The organism is Bradyrhizobium sp. LHD-71 (assembly GCF_031157255.1).
GTDB lineage: Bacteria > Pseudomonadota > Alphaproteobacteria > Rhizobiales > Xanthobacteraceae > P52-10.
Genome location: NZ_JAVIFX010000016.1, coordinates 15,048 through 38,221 on the forward strand (window position 1 = coordinate 15,048; position 23,174 = coordinate 38,221).

21 protein-coding genes and 2 riboswitches are annotated in these 23,174 nt (G+C 62.9%); of the genes, 6 read left to right on the plus strand and 15 right to left on the minus strand.

What is annotated here, in order from left to right; translation table 11 throughout:
- Window positions 1–317: 317 nt before the first annotated feature.
- The gene (locus tag RCO31_RS18460) at window positions 318–1,829 is read left to right on the plus strand and encodes an ATP-binding protein (RefSeq protein ID WP_308969906.1); all 1,512 of its coding nucleotides are present in this window, start codon (window positions 318–320) and stop codon (window positions 1,827–1,829) included.
- Between the two features lie 324 nt (window positions 1,830–2,153).
- Window positions 2,154–2,380, plus strand: a riboswitch (cobalamin riboswitch).
- A 122-nt stretch (window positions 2,381–2,502) separates the two neighbouring features.
- On the opposite strand, the gene RCO31_RS18465 is transcribed toward RCO31_RS18460, so the two are convergent.
- The gene (locus RCO31_RS18465; protein ID WP_308969907.1) at window positions 2,503–2,748 is read right to left on the minus strand and encodes a hypothetical protein; all 246 of its coding nucleotides are present in this window, start codon (window positions 2,746–2,748) and stop codon (window positions 2,503–2,505) included.
- Between the two features lie 50 nt (window positions 2,749–2,798).
- Between RCO31_RS18465 and RCO31_RS18470 the strand changes: the two genes are divergently transcribed.
- The 3 genes from RCO31_RS18470 to RCO31_RS18480 are packed head-to-tail and all read left to right on the plus strand — an operon-like array spanning window position 2,799 to window position 6,483.
- Entirely contained in the window at window positions 2,799–4,694 is a 1,896-nt protein-coding gene (locus RCO31_RS18470) for a TonB-dependent receptor domain-containing protein (protein WP_308969908.1), read from the plus strand.
- Window positions 4,688–5,707, plus strand: a complete 1,020-nt coding sequence (locus RCO31_RS18475) for an iron ABC transporter permease (protein WP_308969909.1) — start codon at window positions 4,688–4,690, stop codon at window positions 5,705–5,707. The genes RCO31_RS18470 and RCO31_RS18475 overlap by 7 nt, the downstream gene beginning before the upstream one ends.
- The gene (locus RCO31_RS18480) at window positions 5,704–6,483 is read left to right on the plus strand and encodes an ABC transporter ATP-binding protein (protein WP_308969910.1); all 780 of its coding nucleotides are present in this window, start codon (window positions 5,704–5,706) and stop codon (window positions 6,481–6,483) included. Before RCO31_RS18475 ends, RCO31_RS18480 begins: the two co-directional genes overlap by 4 nt.
- 18 nt (window positions 6,484–6,501) lie before the next feature.
- Here the strand turns inward: RCO31_RS18480 and cobD are convergent, their stop codons facing one another.
- Window positions 6,502–7,488 carry a threonine-phosphate decarboxylase CobD gene (gene cobD, locus RCO31_RS18485; RefSeq protein ID WP_308969911.1) on the minus strand — a complete coding sequence of 329 codons (987 nt, stop codon included), beginning with the start codon at window positions 7,486–7,488 and terminating at the stop codon, window positions 6,502–6,504.
- A gap of 72 nt (window positions 7,489–7,560) precedes the next feature.
- On the opposite strand from cobD, the gene RCO31_RS18490 reads away from it, so the two are divergent.
- Together RCO31_RS18490 and cbiB are read left to right on the plus strand one after the other, a co-directional pair.
- A complete protein-coding gene (locus RCO31_RS18490; protein WP_308969912.1) occupies window positions 7,561–8,349 on the plus strand; it encodes an ABC transporter substrate-binding protein in 789 nt (262 codons plus the stop codon).
- A gap of 2 nt (window positions 8,350–8,351) precedes the next feature.
- Window positions 8,352–9,323, plus strand: coding sequence for an adenosylcobinamide-phosphate synthase CbiB (gene cbiB, locus RCO31_RS18495; RefSeq protein ID WP_308969913.1), 972 nt, complete (start codon window positions 8,352–8,354; stop codon window positions 9,321–9,323).
- Here cbiB and RCO31_RS18500 read toward each other — a convergent pair.
- The 13 genes from RCO31_RS18500 to RCO31_RS18560 all read right to left on the minus strand — a co-directional run bounded on the left by RCO31_RS18500 (window position 9,296) and on the right by RCO31_RS18560 (window position 22,995).
- A complete protein-coding gene (locus RCO31_RS18500; protein WP_308969914.1) occupies window positions 9,296–10,786 on the minus strand; it encodes a cobyric acid synthase in 1,491 nt (496 codons plus the stop codon). The two genes, cbiB and RCO31_RS18500, sit on opposite strands and share 28 nt — an antisense overlap.
- Window positions 10,786–11,412 carry a cob(I)yrinic acid a,c-diamide adenosyltransferase gene (gene cobO, locus RCO31_RS18505; protein WP_308969915.1) on the minus strand — a complete coding sequence of 209 codons (627 nt, stop codon included), beginning with the start codon at window positions 11,410–11,412 and terminating at the stop codon, window positions 10,786–10,788. Before cobO ends, RCO31_RS18500 begins: the two co-directional genes overlap by 1 nt.
- Window positions 11,409–15,131 (minus strand): cobaltochelatase subunit CobN, encoded by a 3,723-nt coding sequence (cobN, locus tag RCO31_RS18510; protein ID WP_308969916.1) that lies wholly within the window; start codon window positions 15,129–15,131, stop codon window positions 11,409–11,411. The genes cobO and cobN overlap by 4 nt, the downstream gene beginning before the upstream one ends.
- Window positions 15,132–15,146: 15 nt before the next feature.
- Window positions 15,147–16,160 carry a cobalamin biosynthesis protein CobW gene (gene cobW / locus RCO31_RS18515; RefSeq protein ID WP_308969917.1) on the minus strand — a complete coding sequence of 338 codons (1,014 nt, stop codon included), beginning with the start codon at window positions 16,158–16,160 and terminating at the stop codon, window positions 15,147–15,149.
- Window positions 16,157–16,699: a bifunctional adenosylcobinamide kinase/adenosylcobinamide-phosphate guanylyltransferase gene (cobU, locus tag RCO31_RS18520; protein ID WP_308969918.1), complete on the minus strand. Its 543-nt coding sequence runs from the start codon at window positions 16,697–16,699 to the stop codon at window positions 16,157–16,159. Before cobU ends, cobW begins: the two co-directional genes overlap by 4 nt.
- Window positions 16,696–17,127 (minus strand): DUF1636 domain-containing protein, encoded by a 432-nt coding sequence (locus RCO31_RS18525; RefSeq protein ID WP_308969919.1) that lies wholly within the window; start codon window positions 17,125–17,127, stop codon window positions 16,696–16,698. The genes cobU and RCO31_RS18525 overlap by 4 nt, the downstream gene beginning before the upstream one ends.
- 113 nt (window positions 17,128–17,240) lie before the next feature.
- Window positions 17,241–17,436: riboswitch (cobalamin riboswitch) on the minus strand.
- Window positions 17,437–17,507: 71 nt separating this feature from the next.
- Complete coding sequence (gene bluB, locus RCO31_RS18530) at window positions 17,508–18,155, minus strand: 5,6-dimethylbenzimidazole synthase (RefSeq protein WP_308969920.1); 648 nt, start codon at window positions 18,153–18,155, stop codon at window positions 17,508–17,510.
- A gap of 511 nt (window positions 18,156–18,666) precedes the next feature.
- Complete coding sequence (locus RCO31_RS18535) at window positions 18,667–18,954, minus strand: hypothetical protein (protein ID WP_308969921.1); 288 nt, start codon at window positions 18,952–18,954, stop codon at window positions 18,667–18,669.
- A gap of 491 nt (window positions 18,955–19,445) precedes the next feature.
- A complete protein-coding gene (locus RCO31_RS18540; RefSeq protein WP_308969922.1) occupies window positions 19,446–20,432 on the minus strand; it encodes a class I SAM-dependent methyltransferase in 987 nt (328 codons plus the stop codon).
- A 38-nt stretch (window positions 20,433–20,470) separates the two neighbouring features.
- Window positions 20,471–20,893 (minus strand): hypothetical protein, encoded by a 423-nt coding sequence (locus RCO31_RS18545; protein WP_308969923.1) that lies wholly within the window; start codon window positions 20,891–20,893, stop codon window positions 20,471–20,473.
- Window positions 20,866–21,303, minus strand: coding sequence for a hypothetical protein (locus RCO31_RS18550; protein ID WP_308969924.1), 438 nt, complete (start codon window positions 21,301–21,303; stop codon window positions 20,866–20,868). Before RCO31_RS18550 ends, RCO31_RS18545 begins: the two co-directional genes overlap by 28 nt.
- Window positions 21,304–21,558: 255 nt before the next feature.
- Window positions 21,559–21,948 carry a hypothetical protein gene (locus RCO31_RS18555; RefSeq protein WP_308969925.1) on the minus strand — a complete coding sequence of 130 codons (390 nt, stop codon included), beginning with the start codon at window positions 21,946–21,948 and terminating at the stop codon, window positions 21,559–21,561.
- Window positions 21,949–22,443: 495 nt separating this feature from the next.
- Entirely contained in the window at window positions 22,444–22,995 is a 552-nt protein-coding gene (locus tag RCO31_RS18560) for a CAP domain-containing protein (protein ID WP_308969926.1), read from the minus strand.
- Between the last annotated feature and the right edge of the window lie 179 nt (window positions 22,996–23,174).

The following is a 23,174-nucleotide window of genomic DNA, read 5'->3' on the forward strand; positions in this document are numbered from 1 at the left end:
AGCGCCGCCGACTCAGATAGCCGAGGCCATCCTGAACCGCCTTGAACTCGGCGGACGCGCCTTTCCAGAACTGGACGAGGTTGGCTTCGGATGTGGGAGCGCATCTTGTGATGCAGATGCAGTATTCTCTGATTCATCTTATTGATGCGCGCCTCGCGCTCGGCGGTTAGGCGTTCTTGGCACCTCCGGAAATTACCGACCCGCCTTCGGATTTTGCCCTCTTTCGCTCATGCGCCCGGTATCAAGGCTTCGAGTGCGCTCGACTGACTACGATCGGGTTGATAAGCCCACGCTGCAAGGAGACTTTGAGTCGAAATATGACCGTTGCGATTGAGATGGGACACACCACCGCTGGCGCCACGGTGGCTCTGGACCTTGAGGAACTGCTGGCAACCCGACTCTTGGTGCAGGGCAATTCAGGCTCCGGCAAATCCCATCTGCTGCGCAGACTGTTGGAACAGAGCGCTCCCTGGGTGCAGCAAACCATCATCGACCCCGAAGGTGACTTTGTTGAATTAGCCGACCGTTTCGGCCACCTCGTGATCGACGCCGAGGAGCATACTGAGCGGGCCCTGCAGGTCGCTGGCGAGCGAGCGCGCATTCATCGCGTCTCCGCCGTGCTCAATCTCGAGGGCCTCAATGCGGAGAACCAAATGCGGCGCGCCGCCGCTTTCCTCGGCGGGCTTTTCGAGGTCCCGCGCGATCACTGGTATCCGATGCTGGTTGTGGTTGATGAGGCACAGCTTTTCGCACCGGCAGTCGCTGGGGAGGTGTCAGATGAGGCGCGCAAGCTCTCTCTCGGCGCCATGACGAACCTGATGTGCCGCGGCCGCAAACGCGGACTTGCGGGGATTATCGCAACCCAGCGCTTGGCGAAGCTCGCCAAGAACGTCGCTGCGGAAGCTTCCAATTTTCTTATGGGGCGCACGTTCCTGGATATCGACATGGCGCGCGCCACCGACCTTCTGGGCATGGAGCGACGACAGGCGGATTCGTTTCGTGACCTGGAGCGTGGACAGTTCATGGCGTTGGGTCCAGCCCTCTCCCGCCGACCCCTGGCACTACGCATCGGTCCAACGGACACACGACCGCGCAATGCGACTCCGCGACTCATGCCGCTGCCAGAAGCGACACTGGAGGACGCACGCGCTGTAATCCTGGCGGCGCCACCAGCCGAGGGGATCCGGCCCCAACGCCGATCGGCGCCGGACCTTCTTGGCCAGCTCATGGCGGCAGGGTCTGCAGCACCAGAGACTCGTTCACAATCAGCCGAACAGCCGCTCAGCGCTGAAGAACTGACAAAGCGGCGTGAGCGAGTGGACCGGATTCTGCAGGCCCTCCTGGCAGAGCCCGATGCGGGATTCCGTGCAGTCAGCGTCCTTTATCAGGAGTTCGTTGTCCGCTGCCGAATCGAGGGCCTCGGCTCGGCCGTACCGGACCTGGGTGACTTCCGGCGCATGTTGACGCGCGCTCGCGCCGGGCTCGGCTCTGATATGACACAGGATGCTGCATGGCAGGATATCTCGATTCGCGCCTCCATTCTGCCCGAGGATATGCAGGGCGTTTTCATGATGATCGCCGGTGCAGCGAAGGAAGGCTTGCCTTGCCCGAGTGATGCGGCGATTGCCCGCGCCTATGGCACGCATTCGTTGCGGCGTGCACGGCACCTGCTGACATACATCGAGGAACGAGGTCTTATCGTCTGCCAGCTTGACGGTGTGGGCCGGCGGATCGTGACGATAGTAGAGCTGGGGTGGGCGACGTCACCAGGCGATCCTCATGCCCAGGAAGCGACCGCAGAGCAAAGCTGTGGCAGTCAGCCTGCATGATACAACGATCGAGCACGCACAAACCTCGCTCCCAGCAAGCTTGTGGGACGCGTTTGGAAATGGATGCGACACACTAATTCTGTGCTGCACTCAGGATTCGCACGCTATATGAAGCCAGACGGACAATCCTAGCTTGAAGATTTCGCTCCGCGTCGCGGAAGCCGCCCGGCGATCGCCGTCGTTAGAGATCTTCCTTCGGTAGAGTACTAAAGAGGAGCGAAGCGGTTCGCCATCTGAGGCACCTGAGAGTGTCTCCAATCTGCCACAGCTGACTGCCGCCTTGAGCCCGAGTGGCGCCATCTGATTGACATCCTCCGCGCCACTTCCCTACTTGCGAGCGACGGTTTCGCGAGAGGTCTGTAACTTCTTAGCGGATTAAAATGGGAACGCAGAGCGTTGACCGGTCCTGCCGGTCAATCAAGCTGCGGCTGCCCCCGCAACTGTGAGCGGTGAGTCTGTTGTCACGTGCCACTGGGTCCTCGGCCCCCGGGAAGGCGACGGCAGGCGGTGATCCGCGAGCCAGGAGACCTGCCGTCAGCCGTGGTCACACGCGAGATATCGATCGGGGTGTGTCGGTAGGTGCCTGAACGGCTGCGCAGCGCAGCGGTGAGGGATTCATTCGCGGTGACGTGCCACAATGCTGTCGCCCGAGGCCCTCGCGATGAGTCCGACTCTATTCATATCCAGGCTGCACCTTCAGCCGTTGCTGCACTCTGCGTCGCTTACCGCCACGTTCGCAGCCGATGGCATTGACGTCAGTGATCCAGGTAACCCGAACCGCTCGTTTCATCTCGGCGATCTGCTTGCAGGTGACGTCGACCGTATCGAGGCGCTGCGCCGGTTCCCGAACGGTCTTTGCTGCGCGGATTCGCTCGGCGCGAATGAGCAGCCTGACGACGATCGACAGGCTCTGGGTCATTGAACGCGATGCGGCCATTTGCCCAAACAGCGTTGTGCTGCCTCGTGTTCATGGCTTCGGCCCAAACCTCGCTTGCGCAGTCGGCCTCGGAAACATTGCCGGAACTGGTGGTCACGGCCGACCGAGTGCCCGTCTCTCTCGACCGCACCGGAAGCGCAATCAGCGTCATCAATGGCGCAACGATCGCGGCCACCAATCCCACGTCGCTTGTCGATGCGCTGCGGACGGTCCCGGGACTCGACGTCAGCGAATCGGGCGGGCCAGGGGCGACGACAACCGTGCGTCTGCGCGGCGCCAACACCGGGCAGACGCTGGTGCTGATCGATGGCGTCCGCGCCAACGATGCCGCGAACGCCAGCGGAGACTTCGACTTCGCGATGTTTCCACCGGGGGCGATCGATCGCATCGAGGTGCTGCGCGGCCCGCAGAGCGCGGTCTACGGTTCGGACGCCATCGGCGGTGTCATCAACATCATCACCCGGAAGGGTGGCGGGCCATTGCGCACCGACGCCAGGATCGAGGGTGGTAGCTACGGTACCGTGGCAGGAACGGGTGCCGTCTCCGGGTCCAGAGGTCCGTGGTCATACATAGCGACCGCAGCGTTACAGCGGAGCGACGGCTTCTCCCGTTACGGCTACCGCATTCCCGCGATCGAGGCGCGTTTCCCGAACCTGGAGTCTGACGGCTTTGCCCGTCTTGCCGGGTCGGCGCGCGTTGGATTCGATTCCGGTGAAGGCTATCGGTTCGACGCCGCTGCGCTGTCGTCCTTCACACGATCGGATTTCGATGCGGCGACCGGGGCGTTTCCTGACACGCCCGCGGTGGCGGACCGATGGTTCAGTCAGGTCAACGCGCGCGCCAGCGTCGATACGCTCGAAGGCCGTCTCACCCACAGCCTCAATGTCTTTGCCAATCGCAACGACCGGAGATTTGACGAGACGACCTTCCGCAACAACATGCTGCCGGCCAGCACGACGCGCATCGTCTCCGACTTCATCGGCGACAGGGTAGGGGCGGAGTATCAAGGTACTTTCCGCATGGGCGCGTTTGGGTCGCTGGTCTACGGTGCGAAGGTCGAGCACGAAACGGCGTCGACCTTCTCGACCGCGCTGCTGCCAGTGCCGCGCTCCAAGGTGCCGACGCTGGGCGCCACGCAGGACACCCGGTCGGGCTTTGCGCTGTGGCAATTGCCGGTTGGCGAGCGCCTTAATGTGACGCTAGGCGGCCGCATCGACGACGTTGCAGACGTGGCACGCTTCGAAACATGGCGGGCCACGGCCGCCTATTCGATCTTCGAAACGGGAACGAAGCTGCGGGCGAGCGCGGGGACTGGCGCCAAGGCGCCGACACTGTTTCAGCTCTATGCGCCGACGTTCGGCAATCCGAACCTCAATCCGGAGGAGAGCTTCGGCTACGACGCCGGCATCGATCAAGGGCTCTTCGGAGGACGTGTGAACCTCTCACTGACAGGGTTCGCCAACAGCTTCCGCGACTTGATCGAGTTCGACACCAGCGCAATGCGCTACTTTAATGTCTCGCGCGCCGAGACATCGGGCCTCGAAGTATCGATCGATATGGAGATCATACCAGCCTACGTGCGCCTGAGTGCGGCGTACACGAATTTGCGAGCCAAGGATGGACGGACCAACCTCACTCTCGCCCGTCGGCCGGAGCATGTGGCGCGCGTAGCTGTCAGCATTACGCCGGTACCCGAGTGGCTGATCGAGCCACGGGTCGTCACCGTCTCCGAGCGCTTCAGTGGTGCAAACGAGACCGGGCCGCTGTCCGCGTATACCCGCGTTGATCTCTACACGGACTACCGCTTCAATGGCACCTGGAAGGTGTTTGCGCGCGGGGAGAACATTCTGAACCAGCGATATCAGGAAGTGCTGAACTTTGGCACAACGGGACCGGCAATCTATGCTGGGCTAAGTGGCTCATGGTGAGTGCTGCTTCAAGGTCGTCGCGCGGCCTGCTCCTGACCTTCTCGGCGCTGGTTCTTCTTCTGGCGATCGTGTCGTTGGCGATCGGGCCCGTCAGGCTGTCGCCGCTGGTCGTCGCGCAGGCGTTGTTCGGCGGCGCCACTGAGGAGCAGCGCATCATCGTTCAGGAAATTCGCCTGCCGCGGGCGATCCTTGGTGTCGCGATCGGCGCTATTCTCGGTCTCTCGGGCGCCGCGCTGCAGGGCTTGCTGCGCAACCCGCTGGCCTCGCCCTCGTTGTTCGGCGCGCCGCAGTCGGCTGCATTCGGTGCGGTGCTGGTCATCGCGCTCGGTCTTGCGGATGTTCGGTCTTTCGTTCTGCCGCTTGCAGGAATCAGCTTTGCGTTTGCGTCGGTGTTCCTGCTGCTGGCCGTCGCCGGACGGAACGCCAGCCTGTTGCTGCTGATCCTGGCCGGGCTTGCGATATCCAGCCTTGCCGGTGCCATGACGGCATTGGCGATGAACCTGTCACCGAACCCGTTTGCGGCGCTGGAAATTGCGTTCTGGCTCTTGGGCTCACTCGAGGACCGCAGCTTCCGCCATGTCGTGCTGGCGTTGCCGTTCATCGTCGCGGGCGCGGTGATCCTGTTGAGCCGGCGGCACGCCTTTCGTGTCCTGAGCCTTGGCGAGGAGGCCGCCCAGAGTCTAGGCGTCAATGTCGGTGCGTTGCGGCTGGCGGTGATCGCCGGCGTCGCGCTTGGGGTCGGCGGCTCCGTTGCGGTTTCCGGAACGATCGGTTTCATCGGGTTGATCGCCCCGCACCTGCTGCGGCCGCTGGTCGGTCATGACCCCACTCGATTGCTGTTACCATCGGCGCTTGCGGGCGCAGCGCTGCTGCTGGCTGCGGACATCGCGGTGCGGATCATCCCCTCGACCACCGATATCAAAGTCGGCGTGCTGACCTCGATCATTGGCGTGCCGTTCTTCCTGTATCTCATCGTTCGTGAACGACGAACGCTCGGTGGAGGGCTCTCGTGAGCGAGTCTTTTCTTGTCATGCAGGATGTGAGTGTAAGCCGGTCAGGCCGTGGCGTGCTTCACGACGTGTCGCTCGCACTACCGCGGCGATCCGTCGTCGCACTGGTCGGCCCGAATGGCGCAGGCAAGACCACGCTGCTCAAGGCCATTGCCGGCCTGCTGCCCTTCCAGGGCATCGTTCGTGTCGCCGAGGACGATGTATCCGGGCTGTCGATCCGCGAGCGTGCGCGAAAAATTGCCTATCTGCCGCAAGGCCACGTCGTGCATTGGCCTCTGTCCGTACGTGACGTGGTAGCGCTCGGACGCTATCCTCACGGCGCGAACGATCCTGCGCGCCTGAACGATGCCGACCAAGCGGCGGTCTCGCGGGCGATGGCGCTGTCGGACCTTGATTTGCTTTCCGACCGCAATGTGAACGAGCTGTCAGGCGGCGAACGAAGTCGCGTCGCGCTCGCACGCGTGATCGCGGTCGGAGCGCCGGTCGTCCTTGCGGACGAGCCGACCGCATCGCTTGATCCGCGGTACCAGATCGATGCCATGCGGCTGCTTCGCCGTATTGCCGACGACGGCGCGCTGGTGGTCGTGGTCAGTCACGAACTGGGGCTCGCGGCCCGCTTCGCCGATAATGTGCTGGTGCTAGCCGACGGTCGGTTGGTCATCCAGGGCACGCCCCACGACGCGCTGGCCGAATCCGTCCTGGCGCGTACCTTCCGGGTTAGCGCGTTTCGCACCCGGCATCTTGGCGAAGACGTCGTAGTGCCTTGGGCCGAGGTCTGACGCATGGCCGCAGCGACGTCACGCGAGCGCTTTGCGGAGGCGATCGACCTCGTCCTCGGTCGGCAGACCGAAGCGCAGCAGATCGTCGGCCCAGTCGAATTTGCGGCACCAGATCTGCTGGCGCGCCAGCGCCTCGTGCAATCCTCCCGCGCCGCCGTGCCTGACAAGACGGAAGAGCGGCGTCCCACCGACGATGTCGCAGCCTGCGGATTGAAGCACTGCGTCAAGTCCCGCGGCCTTGCGCTGCAGGGCTGCGCGGGTGGCGATTGCCCAAGGCTCATCACGCAAGGCCGCCGCGCCGACGCTGAGCGCGGAGCTGGACACCGCCCAGGGGCCGAGCGCGTTGCGGATGGAGCGGATGATTGTGGGGGCAGCGATAGCAAATCCCAGGCGGAGGCCGGGCAGGCCATAAAACTTTCCGAACGACCGCAAAATGACAATAGGAAGGTCGACGCACAGCGCTGTCGCCGAGAGGTCCGGTGCAACATCGGCAAAAGCTTCGTCGATGACCAGCCATCCGCTCCGTTGCTGCATGATTCCCGCAGCACGGGCGATCGCATCCATCGGGACCTCGCGTCCGTCAGGGTTGTTCGGGTTCACGAGCACGGCGTGACGGACCCACGGCGGCGCTTTGTCAATGTCATCGCACGAGGCGACGTCACGCCCGCCATAGGACCAGGCAAGCCCATGCTCGCTGTAGGTCGGACCGACGATCGCCACGGCGCCATCTGCGGCCAGGCGCGGCAGCCATTGGATCAGCGCCTGCGTGCCGGGCGCGATGGCGATTTCGGCGCCGTGCGGCACGCGGTAGGCTGCGCGCGCTGCTTCGATCAGCGCGATTTCGTCGTCCCTGGACGGAAGTCTGTGCAACCGCGCTTGCAGAAGCCCGGTCGGCACGGGCCATGGCACGGGATTTATGCCGGTGGAAAGATCGAGCCACGCGCCAGGTGGTCCGCCGTAACGTGCTATCGCCTCGCTCAAGTCGCCGCCATGTTGCATGGTCATCTCTTGCCATTATTTTTTCGAGCGCGCGAGTGGCTCATTCGAGCGGCGCTGGCGGCCGGAACTCTGCTGGCGATGGCGGCGTCCGCATCGGCGCAGCAGCCGCGCATCGCCTCGATCAACGTCTGCACCGATCAGCTTCTGGTGGCGCTTGCCGATCCGCAGCAAATTCTGGGCCTGAGCCCCTATTCGCGAGATGCCACGCGATCGTGGTCCGCCAACGCCGCCGCGAAGTTTCCAAAGCTGTCGGGTGAGGCTGAGGACGTGCTGGTGCTCAAACCGGATGTCGTCGTCGCCGGGCGCTTCACCAAGCGCGCGACACGGGAGTTGCTGAAGCAGAAGGGCCTTCGGATCGTCGAGTTCGATGCTGCGCGATCGTTCGACGATGTGAGATCCCAGATCAGGCGGATGGGCGAGATCGTCGGCCATCCCGATCGTGCGACAGCGGAGATCGCCCGCCTGGACGCCGCGGTCGCACGCATCCGCACGCAGGTCAAAGGGAAGCCTTACACGGTGCTTGCCGTGTCGCGGCGCGGGTGGGTTTCGGGAAGCGACAGTCTGATCAGCGCGATGCTTGCGGAGGTCGGCCTGTCGAATGCCGCATCAGCGTTCGGCCTGAAACTCGGCGGCTTTGCGCGGCTCGAAACCATCGTCAGTCTGAGGCCAGACCTGCTCCTGCTGTCGGATGATGACGACGTCGCCGAAGATCAAGGCAAGGCCTTTCTTCTGCATCCTGCGCTGGAAAGGCTGTACCCCCTGGAAAAGCGGATCGTCGTTTCCGAGCGACTGACGGTGTGCGGCGGCCCGATGCTGGTGGAAGCGCTCGATCGCCTGGCTGCCGAACTTGCGCGGTTGGGGCATTGACGGTGCTGTTCGCATCCGATGCGCTCCTGCTGCTCGTCGGCGCGCTTGCAATCGATGCGCTGTTCGGCGATCCGCCGTGGCTCTGGCGCAGACTGCCACATCCCATCGTCCTGATGGGGGCAGTCATCGATACACTGGACCGCCTGCTGAACCACGAGTGCCACTCCTCGCACAGGCGGCGACTGGCTGGCGTTGTCTCGACCGTGGCGCTCATCGTTGGTGCGGGCGGAGCAGGGTATCTTGCCGAGGCAGGATTACGGCGTATCCCGGGTGGGGAGTTTCTCCTCGCCGGTGTCGCTGCCATCTTTATCGCCCAGCGAAGTCTTTACGACCACGTGGCGCGGGTGCATGCGGCATTCGGCGAAGGCGGGCTTGCAGCGGCGCGCAATGCGGTCGCGATGATCGTCGGCCGCGAGCCTTCGACGCTGGACGAGAGCGGCGTCTGCCGCGCCGCGATCGAATCGTGCGCTGAGAATTTTTCCGACGGTGTGGTCGCCCCTGCGTTCTGGTTTGCGCTGTTCGGGCTGCCCGGACTGCTGATCTACAAGATCATCAACACCGCGGACTCGATGGTCGGTCATCGTACCGCGCGCCATGAAGCCTATGGATGGGCGGCCGCGCGACTGGACGATGGCTTGAATCTCATCCCTGCTCGCCTGTCCAGCATGCTGCTGGCGCTGTCCGCCCCGATCGCAGGCGGAACGGTCACGACCTCTCTTGCGGTCATTTGGCGGGATGCACGAAAACACCGTTCGCCGAACGCCGGTTGGCCGGAGAGTGCGATGGCGGGCGCACTGGGCATCGCTCTCGCAGGGCCTCGGCAATACGCCGAACGCCGCCTCGACGATCCTTTTCTCCACGAAGGTGGTCGCAGGAACGCGGACGCTGATGATATCCGCAGAGCGCTACACGTGTTTGTGGGCGCATGCGCCCTCCAGGCTGCCGCCTACGCACTGTTGGCCGCTTTGTTCTGACGGCTACGCGCGATATCAAGGATGGCGCCGACGTTCAAATGTTGTTCGAGGTGATCGGCAAGCGCATCGAGTGCGCGTTCGATCTGTCTTTCGTACACCAAGGTCGAGGCAACCCCGAAGCCTTCGAGCCACTTTCTGCGAAACCCGTCATTCGCGAACAGGCCGTGCAGGTAGGTCCCCTGGACGCGCGCGTCCGGCGAACTGGCACCGTCCGGCCGGCCGTCGATCAGCACGACCGGCCGTTCGCAGTCCGCGCCTTCGCTGCGGCCGAGATGGATCTCATAGCCCTGAACCGCTTCGCCGGTCGCGCGATGGATGCCGTGAACCGTCCGTGTCGATTTGTCTGGCGACATCACGGTTTCGATTTCAAGCAGCCCTAGCGCCTCGACCGTCCCGGCGTGGCCGTCCGCACCGTCGGGATCGGCGATGGTTCGGCCAAGCAGCTGATAGCCGCCGCAAAGGCCAAGCACGTGCCCGCCGCGGCGGACATGCGCCTTGATGTCCACGTCCCATCCTTGCGACCGCAGAAAGGCAAGATCTCCGATGGTGGACTTCGTGCCGGGCAGGATGACGACGTCGGTTTGCGCAGGAATCGGCTCGCCCGGGCGAACGAACATCAGATCAACGCCCGCTTCCATGCCGAGTGGATCGAGATCGTCGAAGTTGGCGATGCGTGAAAGCATCGGGACGGCAACGGTCAGCGCAGCGCCTGGCGCTGCTGTCTTACGGTCGAGATCGACGGCATCTTCTGCCGGTAGCCATGCCGCTTGCGGCAGCCATGGCACGAGCCCAAGCGCCGGCCAGCCGGTCATCCGCGCAATTGCGCCTATACCGTCGTCGAACAACCGCGGATCGCCGCGGAACTTGTTGACGATAAAGCCGCGAATGCGCGCGCGTTCATCGGGGGCGAGCACAAGATGTGTGCCGACGATACTGGCGATCACACCACCGCGATCGATGTCGCCGAGAAGCACGACCGGAACGTCGGCGGCGCCCGCAAAACCCATATTGGCGATATCTCCGCGGCGCAGGTTGATTTCCGCCGGGCTGCCTGCGCCTTCCACCAGGACGAGATCCGCATCGCGGGAAAGGTGCGCGAAGCTCTCGATGACTGCAGATAGCAGCTGAGTGCGGCCGGCGGCGTAATCGCTTGCCTTGAGCTTGCCGAAACGTTTGCCATGGACGACGATCTGCGCTCCGGTATCGCTCTCCGGCTTCAGCAGCACGGGATTCATGTGAATGCTCGGCGCGCTGCGCGCCGCGCGCGCCTGTACGGCCTGGGCACGGCCGATCTCGCCGCCTTCCACTGCGATGGCGGCATTGTTCGACATATTCTGCGGCTTGAACGGGGCAACACGCAAGCCGCGCCGGGTGAAGAGACGCGCCAGCCCGGCGACAATGGTCGACTTTCCGGCATTCGAGCCGGTCGCTTGCACCATCACGGCGGGCGTCGTCGTGTGCATCAGAACTCGATGCCTTTCTGCGCCTTGATTCCCTGGCGGAAAGGGTGCTTGACCAGCGTCATGTCGGTCACGAGATCTGCGATCTCTATCAGGTCGCCATGTGCGTTTCGTCCGGTGACGATCACGTGCTTGTCGGCTGGCTTCTCGTCGCGCAGGAAGGCGACGACGTCGGCGAGCGGCAGGTAGTCATAGCGCAGGACGATGTTGAGCTCGTCGAGCAGCACGAGCCGGTGCCGATCGTCGAGGATCAGCTCCTTGGCGCGGAGCCAGGCGGCTTCTGCGGCGGCGATGTCGCGGGTGCGGTCCTGCGTCTCCCAGGTGAAACCTTCGCCCATGATATGCAGGGTCGCGAGCTCGGGAAGTTTTCTGAGCAGCTTCGCTTCGCCAGTGTCCCACGTTGCCGACTTGATGAACTGAACGACCGCGACCGGCCAGCCATGGCCGATGTGGCGAAAGACCATGCCGAGAGCCGCCGAGGTCTTGCCCTTTCCCGTACCGGTGTTGACGATGATCAGGCCCTTCTTCCCGGTCTTGGTCGCCATGATCTTGTCGCGTGCGGCCTTGTGCTTGCGCATCTTTTCATGGTGGCGGACGTTCATCTCGTCATCGGGCGGGGGATGAGTCATGTGGCTGCCTCTTTCGGATTGACGTTGTCGATTGCCAGCGCCGCCAGGATGTCCGCAGCGCTGTTGGAACGTGGTCGCCAGAAGCCGCGACGGATTGCTTCCTGGAAGCGGGCGACAGTTTCCCTGAGTGCCGCAGGATTCGCCTCTGCCATGAAGCCGCGGACACGGTCGTTTTCAAGATAGGCGGAGAACAGCTGATCGAAATGATGGTCGCTGACGGTGCGCGTACTGGCGGCAAAACCGAACAGGTAGTCGACGGTAGCCGCGATCTCGAAGGCGCCCTTGTAGCCATGGCGCATGACGCCTGCGATCCACTTGGGGTTGGCGGCCCGGCCGCGTACCACGCGGGATATTTCATGCGCGAGATTGCGGGCGACCGGCGCTTCCGGTCGCGAGGTATCGACATGCGCGACACGCGGTGCCCGCCTGCGCAGATGTTCGACCGTGGCGGCCAAGCCGCCCATGAACTGGTAATAGTCGTCGGCGTCGAGTATGTCGTGCTCGCGGTTGTCTTGCGCCTGTGCGACGAGGTCGACTGTGGCGAGGCGATCGCTGAAGGTTGCGGCCTCGGCCACTCCCTCGGAGCCTGCGCCATAGGCATATCCGCCAAACGCGAGATAGACGTCGGCGATTTCGCTTCGATGTTCCCACTGTCGTTCGTCAATCAGCGCCTGCAGCCCGGCACCATACGCGCCCGGTTTCGAGCCAAAGACCCGATAGGTCGCTCGCCGGAGCGCTTCGTCTTCGCGGACGCCGGATTCTTGGAGCCGGGCCGCCGTCGATCTGACGGCGGCGGCGAGGGGATTCGCATCGGCCGGTTCATCGAGTGCGGCGACGGCCCGTACGGCGCTGTCGATCAGATCCATCTGCAGCGGGAATGCGTCGCGGAACAGACCGGAGACCCGGAAGGTGACATCGATGCGCGGTCGCCCCAGGTCGGAGAGGGGACTGATCGAGAAGCCGGTTACGCGCCCGGTGCCCGCCTCCCAGACCGGCTGCGCGCCAATCAGCGCAAGTGCCTGGGCGACATCGTCGCCGCCGGTACGCATGTTGGCTGTGCCCCATGCAGACAGGGCGATCGACCGTGGCCATTCGCCTTGCTCGCGCCAGTGATTTTCAACGAGCCGCTCGGCCGCGAGCCGGCCGATGCGCCACGCTGACGGCGTCGGGACGGCGCGGACGTCGACCGCGAAGAAGTTTCGACCCGTCGGCAGCACATCCGGCCGCCCGCGCGTCGGAGCACCTGCCGGTCCCGGTTTGATGAAGCGCCCGTCCAGGCCGCGCATCAGCGCGCTTGTCTCATGCCGGCCGCAATCGTCGATCGCGGGCGCCAGAACGTTGTCGATCCATCGCAGCACGGCAGCGGTGCGCGTCCATGCCGGATCGCAGGCCCTGCCGCCTGAGACAAGCGCTGCCGCCAGCAGTTCGATCCGTTCGACCGCGTCGCCGTTCGTGCGCCAGGCGCGATCCAGAAGCTGCCGGAGCACAACGGGTTTTGGTCCGCCGTACGCCGCGCCAAGATCCCGTGTCAGCGGATCGAAATCGGCAAGACCGAGGTCAAGGGCAATAGCCCTGTGCAGCGAAGCGTCTTCCGCCCGCAAATCCGAGCGCGGCATCCGCGCAATCGACACCAGCAGGTCGATGCGTTGGGTAGCTTGCGGCGACGTGCCGAAAACATGCAGTCCGTCGCGGATTTGCATTTCCTTGAGGTCGCAGAGGTGTGCGTCCAGCGCGCGCAGTGTCTCGCCAACGGAAGCCTCCCGTGTCAGCGCAAGATCCGCATCAAGCTGCTTCGCCCGTGCCATGGAGAGGATTTCATCGGCAATCGCGGCGGCGCGCTTGGGATCAAGATCGGCTGCAAGCGCGTATTCATCGACCATCGACTCGAGGTGCGCCAATTCATCGTGCAATTCGGCGCGGCTGAGAGGCGGCGTCAGGTGATCGACGATCGCGGCGGCACTACGCCGCTTGGCCTGAATTCCTTCGCCCGGATCGTTCACGATGAATGGATAGAGATGCGGGATCGGACCGAGGATCGCATCAGGATAGCAAGTCCGGGACAGGCCCGTGCTCTTGCCTGGGAGCCATTCAAGGTTGCCGTGCTTCCCGAAGTGGATCACCGCATGGGCGCCGAATATCTGCCGGAGCCACAGATAGAACGCCACATAGTGGTGCGGAGGCACCAGATCGGGATCGTGATAGGTGGACTTCGGGTCGATGTTGTAGCCGCGTGACGGCTGGATCCCGACGAGGAGGTTGCCGAAGCGGTGTAGCGCCAGTCTGAAGCAACCGTCGGTGACATACGGATCTTCGTGAGCCTCGCCCCATCGCGCGGCAACGCCTGTGCGGACGCCGGTCGGCAAGCGATCGAGCACGGCTTGATATTCTGGTATCGGCCACGCGATCCCGCCGGTCCGCGTCGCACGATTGACCAGTGCGTTCGTGGGGCCGCGTTGCAGCAGGCGCATGAGCCCCGCGTCATCGCGCGGCGTGTCGCCGATGTCGTAGCCAGCTTCCCGCATCGTCTTCAAGGTATCGACCACACTCTGCGGTGTATCGAGGCCGACACCGTTGGCCAGGCGGCCGTCGCGGTTGGGGTAGTTTGCAAGCACGAGCGCGACCTTGCGCCGTTGCGGCGGAGTCGTTCGCAGCCTGATCCATGCCGCGGCGAGATCGGCGCTTGCCTCGACGCGGTCTGGGACAGGTCTCAAGACCGTCGGCGCAAATCGGGGTACGTCCTCCGTCCCTTTTTCCTTGAATGCCACCGCATGCGCGAAGATCCGGCCGTCGACCTCCGGCAGCACGACATGCATCGCCAGATCGCGGGGGCTTAACCCTCGGCTTGAAGATTCCCAGGCCGACCGGCTCGAGCCGGCCAACGCGATCTGCAAGACGGGACAGTCGTATCGTCCCAGCACGGCTCGCTCGTCGCCAGCCGTCCCGGTCGCAAATGCGGTCGCATTGATCACCGCCGCCGGTGGGAAGGCGGCGAGGGCCGTATCGAGGAACGCGATCGAGCGCTCATCCTTCAGGCTGGTGACGTAGATTGGCACTGGGTTCAGGCCGCGCGCGCGGAGCGCCTCGCAAATCGCCTCGATCGGCGCCGTGTCGCCGCTCATGGCGATTGCGCGGTAGAATATGACGGCGACGTTGGCGCGCCCGCTCTGGTCCGGTTCGGTCCAGAACCCGGCGGCAGGCATCGGCCGTGGCGGTGGCGGCATGATCGAAGATTGTCCGATCAAATGGGCGGCGAACTGCAACGCGGAGGCGGAGTTGTCGATTCCACCTTCGACGCAATAGCGCCATAGCGTCTCGGTGTGTTCGAGGTTCAAGGTGCCGCGTGCTGCAAGCGGCACATTCCATGTCAGCTCTCCTGGCAGGCACGCAAACAGGCTGCCGCGTCGCAACGCTTCGCTGCGGAGGCTCTCGACGCCATAGGGCCAGTAACCCTCGCCGCCCAGCATCCGCAGGATGACAATTTTCGCCCGTTTCAGAGTGCGCGCGACATAGGCGTCGACCGACGCCGGATGACCGAGGGCCAGCAGGTTCGTCAGTCGAACCGACGGGAAGCCGTCAGGCAGGATACCGAGCGCAGCAGCGAACGATGCGAGATCGCTGTCAGCGGCGGAAAGGATGACGATGTCTGCCGGTGCCTGACCGAGGTCTCGGGCGACGTCGCCATCGTCGATCGCGCCTTCGATATCGAGCTTGAGGTGCATACTGAGGATCGTCCGCTATCCGCTCAGCGCGCGGCGTATGGCGTCGCCGTCGAAGCCCTTCAGGCCGATGACGACCAGACCATCCTGGATTGCAATATCAGGCCGCGCAAACGACAGCTCCACACGGCCGCCAACAGCCTGGACGACCGCCGGCGAAGGCTTGCCGTCGACGCGGGCATAACCCTTCACGCGCAGCACGCCCTGCCGGCCGAGGGCTGCTGTGATCCGTGCGTTTAGGGATTCGACAGAAGCTGCTGGCGGGCATTGCACGACGATGCTCTCGAAATCGTCGTGATCGTGGTCCTCTTCGTCGCCATGATGCCCCTGCCGCGCGGCGAGGTCGTTCTCGGCCGCGGAAGCCAACCCGATGAGCACCTGCGGTGCCAGCGCGCCCCTTGAGCGGACGATCCGGACGTCCTGCCTCAAGGCCCGGGCGATCCGGGTCTCGATGTCGGCCAGCACGTCGGCGGACACCAGGTCGGTCTTTGACAGCACGACCAGATCCGCGCAGGCGAGCTGGTCCTCGAAGACTTCCTCGATCGGATCGTCATGGTCGAGCGAGGGGTCGACCTCGCGTTGGGTCGCGACTGCGGCTTCGTCCAGAACAATGCGCCCTTCCGACAGTGCGAGCGCATCGACGACGGTGACGACGCCATCGACCGTGGCGCGATTGCGCACGGCGGGCCACGCGAATGCCTGGAGCAGGGGCTGCGGCAGCGCAAGGCCGGACGTTTCGATCACGATTGCATCAAGCGGGCGATCGCGCGAGAGCAGCTTGTCCATCGTCGGAATGAAATCGTCGGCCACCGTGCAGCAGATGCAGCCGTTGGTAAGCTCGACGATATCGCCTTCGGCGCATGCCTTGGCCGCACACTCCTCGATCAGGCCGCCGTCGAAGCCGGCATCACCGAACTCATTGACAACCACGGCGATGCGCCTGCCGTCGGCCTGCGTCAGCAGCGATCGTAAAAGCGTCGTCTTGCCGGCGCCGAGAAATCCGGTCAGCACCGTCACGGGCACGCGAGTCATTGGCTGGTTCCTTGTGCGGGGTGGTGTTTCAGCCACAGCGGAAGACCGGCTGCGACAAAGACGACGTTGGGGACCGAAGCTGCGATGAGCTGGTTGAGCTGGCCCTGCGCATCGCGGAAGCTGCGGCCGAGCGGCGTTTCGGGGACGAGTCCCAAACCCACTTCGTTGGACACGAGGACGATCGGGCAGGCGGTCCGCTGCAACTGATCGGCAAGACGGCGCGTCTCGGCATCGACCAAGAGGCCTGCATGCATGACGTTCGACAGCCACAGTGTCAGGCAGTCGAGCAACACGACGCGGTCGGCCAAAGCTTCGCGCGCGATGACCTCGCAGATCTGCAACGGCTCCTCGATCGTGCGCCAGCCTTCGCCGCGCCGCCTGCGATGATGCGCGATGCGGGCGCGCATCTCGTCGTCACCGGCTGTTGCAGTGGCAATGTAGATCTTGGGGTGACCATTCCGGCAGGTGACTTGCTCTGCGAATGTGGATTTGCCTGAACGTGCGCCACCAAGCACGAGCGTGCTTCCGGCATGACTCATTTGGGAGGACTTCCGTCTGCAGGTGACCAGATGGCTGGCGGAATGCGTGCGACCAAGGCCCGACGAATGAGTTCGGGTCTATCGCGCCAGGGAACAAGTCCGTAAGCTGTTTGAGCAAATGACCTGACGAAGGTTGCTATGGCAGAAGCGCCGGCCTCGCCTTCGAGGTCGCCAAAGACGAATGTGTAACGATCAGGCGCGCTGACGGCGACCGTTCCGGGACGCTTGCACACCCCCAGACACTGCACGGCGCGAACCGTCGCGCCGGTACCGACCGCTGCCCTTGTTGCCTCCAGAAGACTCTGACCCCCTTCCGTCTCGGCGGCTTTGCAGGTCGTGCAGACGCTTACGACCACCTCTTCATTATTTCGCGGTGGACGGCCCTCATCTCGTATGGAAACGGTTGCAGCTGTCGCTTGGTGATCCATGGCAGGCTCTCGCAAGTCCGGGCAGGACGAAGAGCTCTGTCAGCAAGCGTGTACCCTCGGCTCGAAGCCGAAGATGCGCCTCCGTCCGGTGCACCCCGCCCAGACACTTACAAAGCACCCCTTCTTGTGATGGCAGGTCTCCTGGCTCGCGAGTCGTCGCCCGATTGCCGCCTTCCCGGGGAAATCCCAGTGGCATAGGCCGGGCTCGCCGCATACAGTTGCGGGGGCAGCGCCGGAATTGGATGAATCCGAACCGGCTTCCCTTTTCATCTCCCTTGGCGGGGAGAAACCATCGATCGAACGCTATCCGCGGTCGATGAGCAGGTCAACCTTCAGGTCAAACGCCGGGGGCCATCAGCCAGATGGTCGTCATCTGGGCGTTAGCGCCGAATCGTAAATTCCGCGGGCGCGCGCCGAAATTCCCAGTTGGTGCGCTCAAGCTCGGGCCGATCGGACACTTCCTCGGGGTAGCCGATGCAGAGATAGCCTATGAATTTCCAAGACTCCGGCACGTCGAGAATTGTGCGGATGCGGGTCGGGTTCAGGATCGACACCCAGCCGAGTCCGATCCCTTCCGCTCGTGCGGCGAGCCACATCGAGCAGATGGCGGCCGCGACGGAATATTCGATCGTTTCCGGCATCGTTGCCCGTCCGAGCCCGTAGCCGGTTTCGCTCTCGCTCTCTGCGAATACCGCCAGGTGAACCGGCGCCTCCTCGAGGCCGGCGAGCTTCAGGGCTGCGTACCGCGCCGCGCGCTCGCCGGAATAGGAATGCAACGCGGCGGCGTTGCAGCCCTTGAAGTCGTCGATCACGGCTTGACGTCTGGCTACGTTCTCAACGACCACGAACCGCCAAGGCTGGCTCAGTCCGACCGAAGGGGAAAGGCAGGCGATCTCGATCAGCCGTTCCATTGTGCCGTCCGGGAGTGGATCGCGACGAAATCGCCGCACATCACGGCGCCACACGAACAGCTCATGAAGTTGCCGACGAAACGCCTCGTCGAATGAGACCGCCGGGGTCGTTGTCACGTTCGCATTCTCGATCGTTCTCGCTCAGCCAGTGCACTTGATCGCTGTCGCTAAAGACGTTTCAGCTTAAGAGACCATTAAGTCTGTCGTACCAATCCTCCGATCAGGATGCGAATGCTTCCGATTAGTCTTTCGCCGCTATCAACTCGGCGACAGGTCGAGATGGATCACCGGGCAAATGACGGCCGCGCGCCGGCAAGACGCTTCGTCTGACCATCGAGACGTACTAGTGCGATGCTCGTCTTGCAGTTCAACGGACGGCAGCCGACCGTTCAAACGTGACGGATTGCCGCATCCAGCAAGCCCGCGGAATTGCCCGATCTCTTCTCTCGGCATTTCGGACCGGGTCCCCGCATATAGTGCCGCTCGGGCCGGTACCGGTTTGTCCACCGACGCCATTCCTGATCCCAGAGCGTCAAGACGCCGGTACCGGGCTTCGCCAGCACGGAGGTGAGGGCAGGGACGGCGGCAAGGATTCGAATAGTCATAGGCTGCCTCGGGCGCGCTCGCGCTATCTGCCGATGCTGCGACGGATTGCCAAGTTGCGTGCGCTATGAGGCCTGAGCTGGAGCTCGCGCTCAGCGCAACGCATTCTGGATGCCAGCAGGGTTTCGTGCGTGACCTTGAATATGTGGATGATGCTGCGAATGGCGCTGCGCGCACTCGCGCGGATGCGCCCTCGATTGAATCTGCCGAAGCGATATTCAGCCGAAGCGCCTCCGCCGATTAGATATGGACGATAGTCATTCTCGCGGTTTAACGCGTGATAGTTGCTCTCGTCATGAATCAGGTGGCTCATCTTCGATCTCCCGCGATTTGTGCGCCGGGCAAATTTGGCACTGATCGCGCACTGCTTGATCGAATAGATGCTTCATCACGCGTAGGAAATCGAGATGGGTCGCGATCTCTCGGCATAAGCGTAGCATAGGTCGGCCGCAGGTGATCGCGCGACCGCTGGAGCGGCATCATCTGGATGCCTATGAGACTTTTATGAGGTCGCTTGCCGGTCTCGCTCGAATTCCTATGCCTGACGAGTACATCCTCCTGATCGGGTTCGTGGCTTTTCGATTGCCGATCAACGGAGTGAAAATGGCCCCGGCGGTTCCAAGAGCATCGCCGATAGCGGGGGCAGCGTTCGCGCCATCGACGCCGAGCAAAGAGCAGAGGCCGCAGCATGATCGCTGTGATCGGGCGTGTGCAAGGTCCGCTGACAGCAAGCTCGCCCTTGAATACTGTATCGACAACGACTTGATTTGATCCCGTGGGGACGGCCATCGCAACGATTGCAGATCAGATTGCGGTCGAAGCTTGACGGCCGCCGACGTCGCGGCAGGCCGGGCCTTGCGCCACAAGCATGATATGGGCTGCGCGATCGACGAATCCGGATTTCGCCGCATAGATCGCTTCGAGCTGGGCGAGCTCGTTAGCAAGGCTGTCATCTCCCTGGAGGCCCGGCGGACTCCACCGCGGGTCATTTGCAAACCGCGTGTGGAACAGATCGAGGCCGCGTACTTCCTCGATTCCGAAATGCGGTGCGAAGAGGCCCCGCAACTCGGACTCTGTGAAGAGATGGAAGGGGAACATGCTGCGTGTGCCATCATGCAACTCGATCTCGCACACGTTGCGCTCGTGATCCTGCCGTAGGTAGCGGATACTCTCGACCGAATGAGTGAACGCCGACGGCGTGCTGCCGACCGACCGGACTGCCGTCACGAAGTGCCCGTATGTGACGCGTGCGATCTCGCGCAGTACCTGCGGGATTCCCTCAGGCGGAATATGGCTGAGAACACTGTAGAGACAGAGTGTGATATCCACCGATCCATCCATCTCGGGCAAAGGCCGCGTGAGATCCGCAACTTCAAAAGTGAGATGCACGCCCGGGAGCGCGGCGGCATCGCTTGCCAGAAGCCGCGCCTGCGCCACCTGAGATTCAGCGATATCAAAACCGCGCGCCACGATCCTTTCGAAGCCCAGGTCATGGGCACACAGGATTATCCGCCGCAGCCAAGTGCCGGGGCCGCAGCCGGCATCGAGGAGAACAAGGGACGCCGCGCGCGAGGCTCGCAGCTCGATCAGCTTGCTGAGCAGGACCAGCCAGATCTGCCGGTCAGCGTAGCCATGGAGCCCTTCGAATGCAAAGAGCTTCTCGGGATTACCATCCGCATAGGCGATGTAATCCGTGCCGGCTTTGTTATACAGGGCGGCAGTGTTCTGTGCGGGGCTAGTAGGCCAGGAGTGGTTCGCACGCTGAACATGATGGTGGCGGGCGATCGACATTCCAGTTGCTCCTGATAGACACGTTCACGCAGATTGCATCAAGTCGCATAAAGAAACGAGGAAACGAGCGATGCCGCCGCATAAGTGCGAAAACAAAGACGGCCAGACGAGATTGGCGGCCGTTCGCGTCGCCGGCACAATAAAGGCAGGTATTGCGGCATCAGCAACGCAGAAGAGGCGAAGGCCGTCACCGACGAGCGACCGCAATGGGGGATCTCTCCTGTCGCATTCTTCAAGCCGTTGTTTCGGGGATGCGCTGTCAGCATGCGATCGTTGAATCCTCGAGACCGGTCGCCGTTCGAGATGACGGTGAAGGGTTGGGTAATGTCGGCATGAAGCTGGAGAGGTGCCGAAGCGATGAACTCGTTACTGGCATGTTGTTCGATCCTGCTTGAAATTGCCCCCGCTGCAAAGGCGGACGGCGCTGCCTCTCTCAGGCGATCTTCGCGACCGATTTCCATTCCAGACGACGCGCCGAGACTACGAAGCCTCGGCCGCAACGCGACCCAGCCTCTATGCAAAAGCCGGCCTGCCGCAGCCGCGTCTGAACGATGCTGGCGCGTCCGTGCTGGTCGGGATCGATCCATACGGCGAATGCGGAACGAACTTTCAGAAATGGCAAGACATTGAACATCAGCGATTCGAACCCGTGTGAAGCTTCACGGCCGACAACAAAGGCCGCGTCATACTGACCCCACGCGACCCGACAGCTCGACATCGTCGCCGCGCGAAAAACCCCGCGCCGCAGCAGCTCCGCATGTATGTCGTCGGAGAAAGATCCGGCAACAATTGTGCGCTGGCCGTCGGCAAGGCGCGTCAGTGCAAGCAACGTTGCTGTGAGCTGTTCGGTATCGGATCGTAGGACTGTCATTGTGGGCCTCCTCGGGAGGTATCAGGCCGCTCTAGAGAGCGGCGGTCTTGATGGGGCACGGAGCGCTCGCGCCGAAATCCAATTCGATGACGTGACTGAGAGGGGCGATCGCCTCTGGCCGATATCCGATTTCGTACATTGCGATTCCCGCGGTGCGGCTGACGAACAGGCTGCCCGAAGGGAAGGGTTCTCCTTGCGCATAGCAAGTCTCCGGTTCAATGGCTTGTTTGGGAAATTCGCGTGCCAAAGTTGCTATCAGTGCCGGCTAGTCTGGCGAAGTGCAGCCTGATGGATGCGGTATTCGGCCAGCACGCCGAGTGCCGGTCGCAACGGCCTCAGTATCAACTTGATCAGGGTCCGCACGATCCGCTTGAAAGTGCGTACTAATCGCGAGAGGCCGCGCCGCCCCGTCGCGATGCGTGCAGTGTACCGATTGCCGGAATGGGCGATGTCGAGCTCGACGCGATTGGCGGCGGTGATGATCGCCTGGGCGAACGGCTCGCCGTTCGCGTCGACGCTGCTCGAGTCGGGACGGCTGAACAGCTCAGCCGTCGATTTGGTGCGACACGACTCGAGAGGCAACTCGTCTTCTATCCGATGGTCGGCCCGGCGATCCTTCCATGAAAGACAACGTGCTTCGTCCATGAGACTCTCTCTTTTCGACGACCTGATGGTGTTTAAGGTGATCGTGGTCGCGTTTGAAATCGAGATGATCAGCGATGCTTTTTCATAGCCGCGGCAAAGGAGCCGCGGTGCTCACGCGAGCGTGAGTTTCACGGAAGTAGCGGGGAACGCATGGGCCGTGGTCGCGTCCCAGCTGGTTAGCGACGGGCCGAATACCGGTTCGCAACGCAGTACGCCCAAATGAAACATAAGGTGATCGACAGCAGCAGGACAATTATTGTGTAGGCAAAGGCTGCTTTTGCGAGGCTCGCCGATTCTCGCGACGATCGGCACGAGAAAAGCGCATAAGAAACGAAAGGACTCGGGTCGCGGTGTTGGTGGCCGCGCATAGGTGCGATTTTCGTCGGCTATTGTTTTTGGAACGCCACGCCAGACGTCCTGTCTATCACGCCAAGCTGTGAGGCCGCGGATGGGAGCTGGGGGAACTTCGCTTCGCGACGTTGCATCCTGGCAAAACTAATGTCGCTGCAGGCAAAGGCCCATGATACTCATCCGACACGGATGGACCCGATCACGGCTCTTGGCCTTCGCCGCGGCCTTTGCTGCGGCGCGCCTGGGTTGATCATAACCTCCGGCGATCACCATCGCCCAATAGGTGCGTCCAGACTTCGCACTTTTCGCGCTCGCGACGCCAACGCGCGATGCTCCTGGCATAAGTAGGTTCTTTCGATGACCGCTCGAATTAATCCATTGATCGAGAGTCTTGGTGAAGCTGTCATGCCCATAAGCGATATTTTCCGCAGCTCCTCCGGAACGTGACGACGCAACGCGCGAACTGAACGAACCGATTAGGTCGTGGTCGAGCACATCCCTTGCCGCCATTGCCGTGGCCTGCTCCTGAGCAATTCGGTCGAGCGTCGAGTCCTTCGTCACTCGGCCGAGCCCCTGCGAGACACGAAAGTTGGAAATCAGCTCTATCGGAGAGGCTGACAGGGCGGCGGAGGGATTGCAGATCCCGGCCAGAAACCAGCCTGCAATCGCAATCACATAGAAAAATCGATTGAGCATTCGAACACGTTCCCCCCGCTAAGCGAACCTTCAGCATGGCGCAACTAATGCGCTCGATCACTCGCATAGCCTAATGCGGCAGTGCTGACGACCTTCATGGTCCTCGCAGATGCATGGTCGAAAGGGACTCCCGGCAGCGCAGTGACGCATCCGATGCCCGCACGATGGCTCGTCGATGG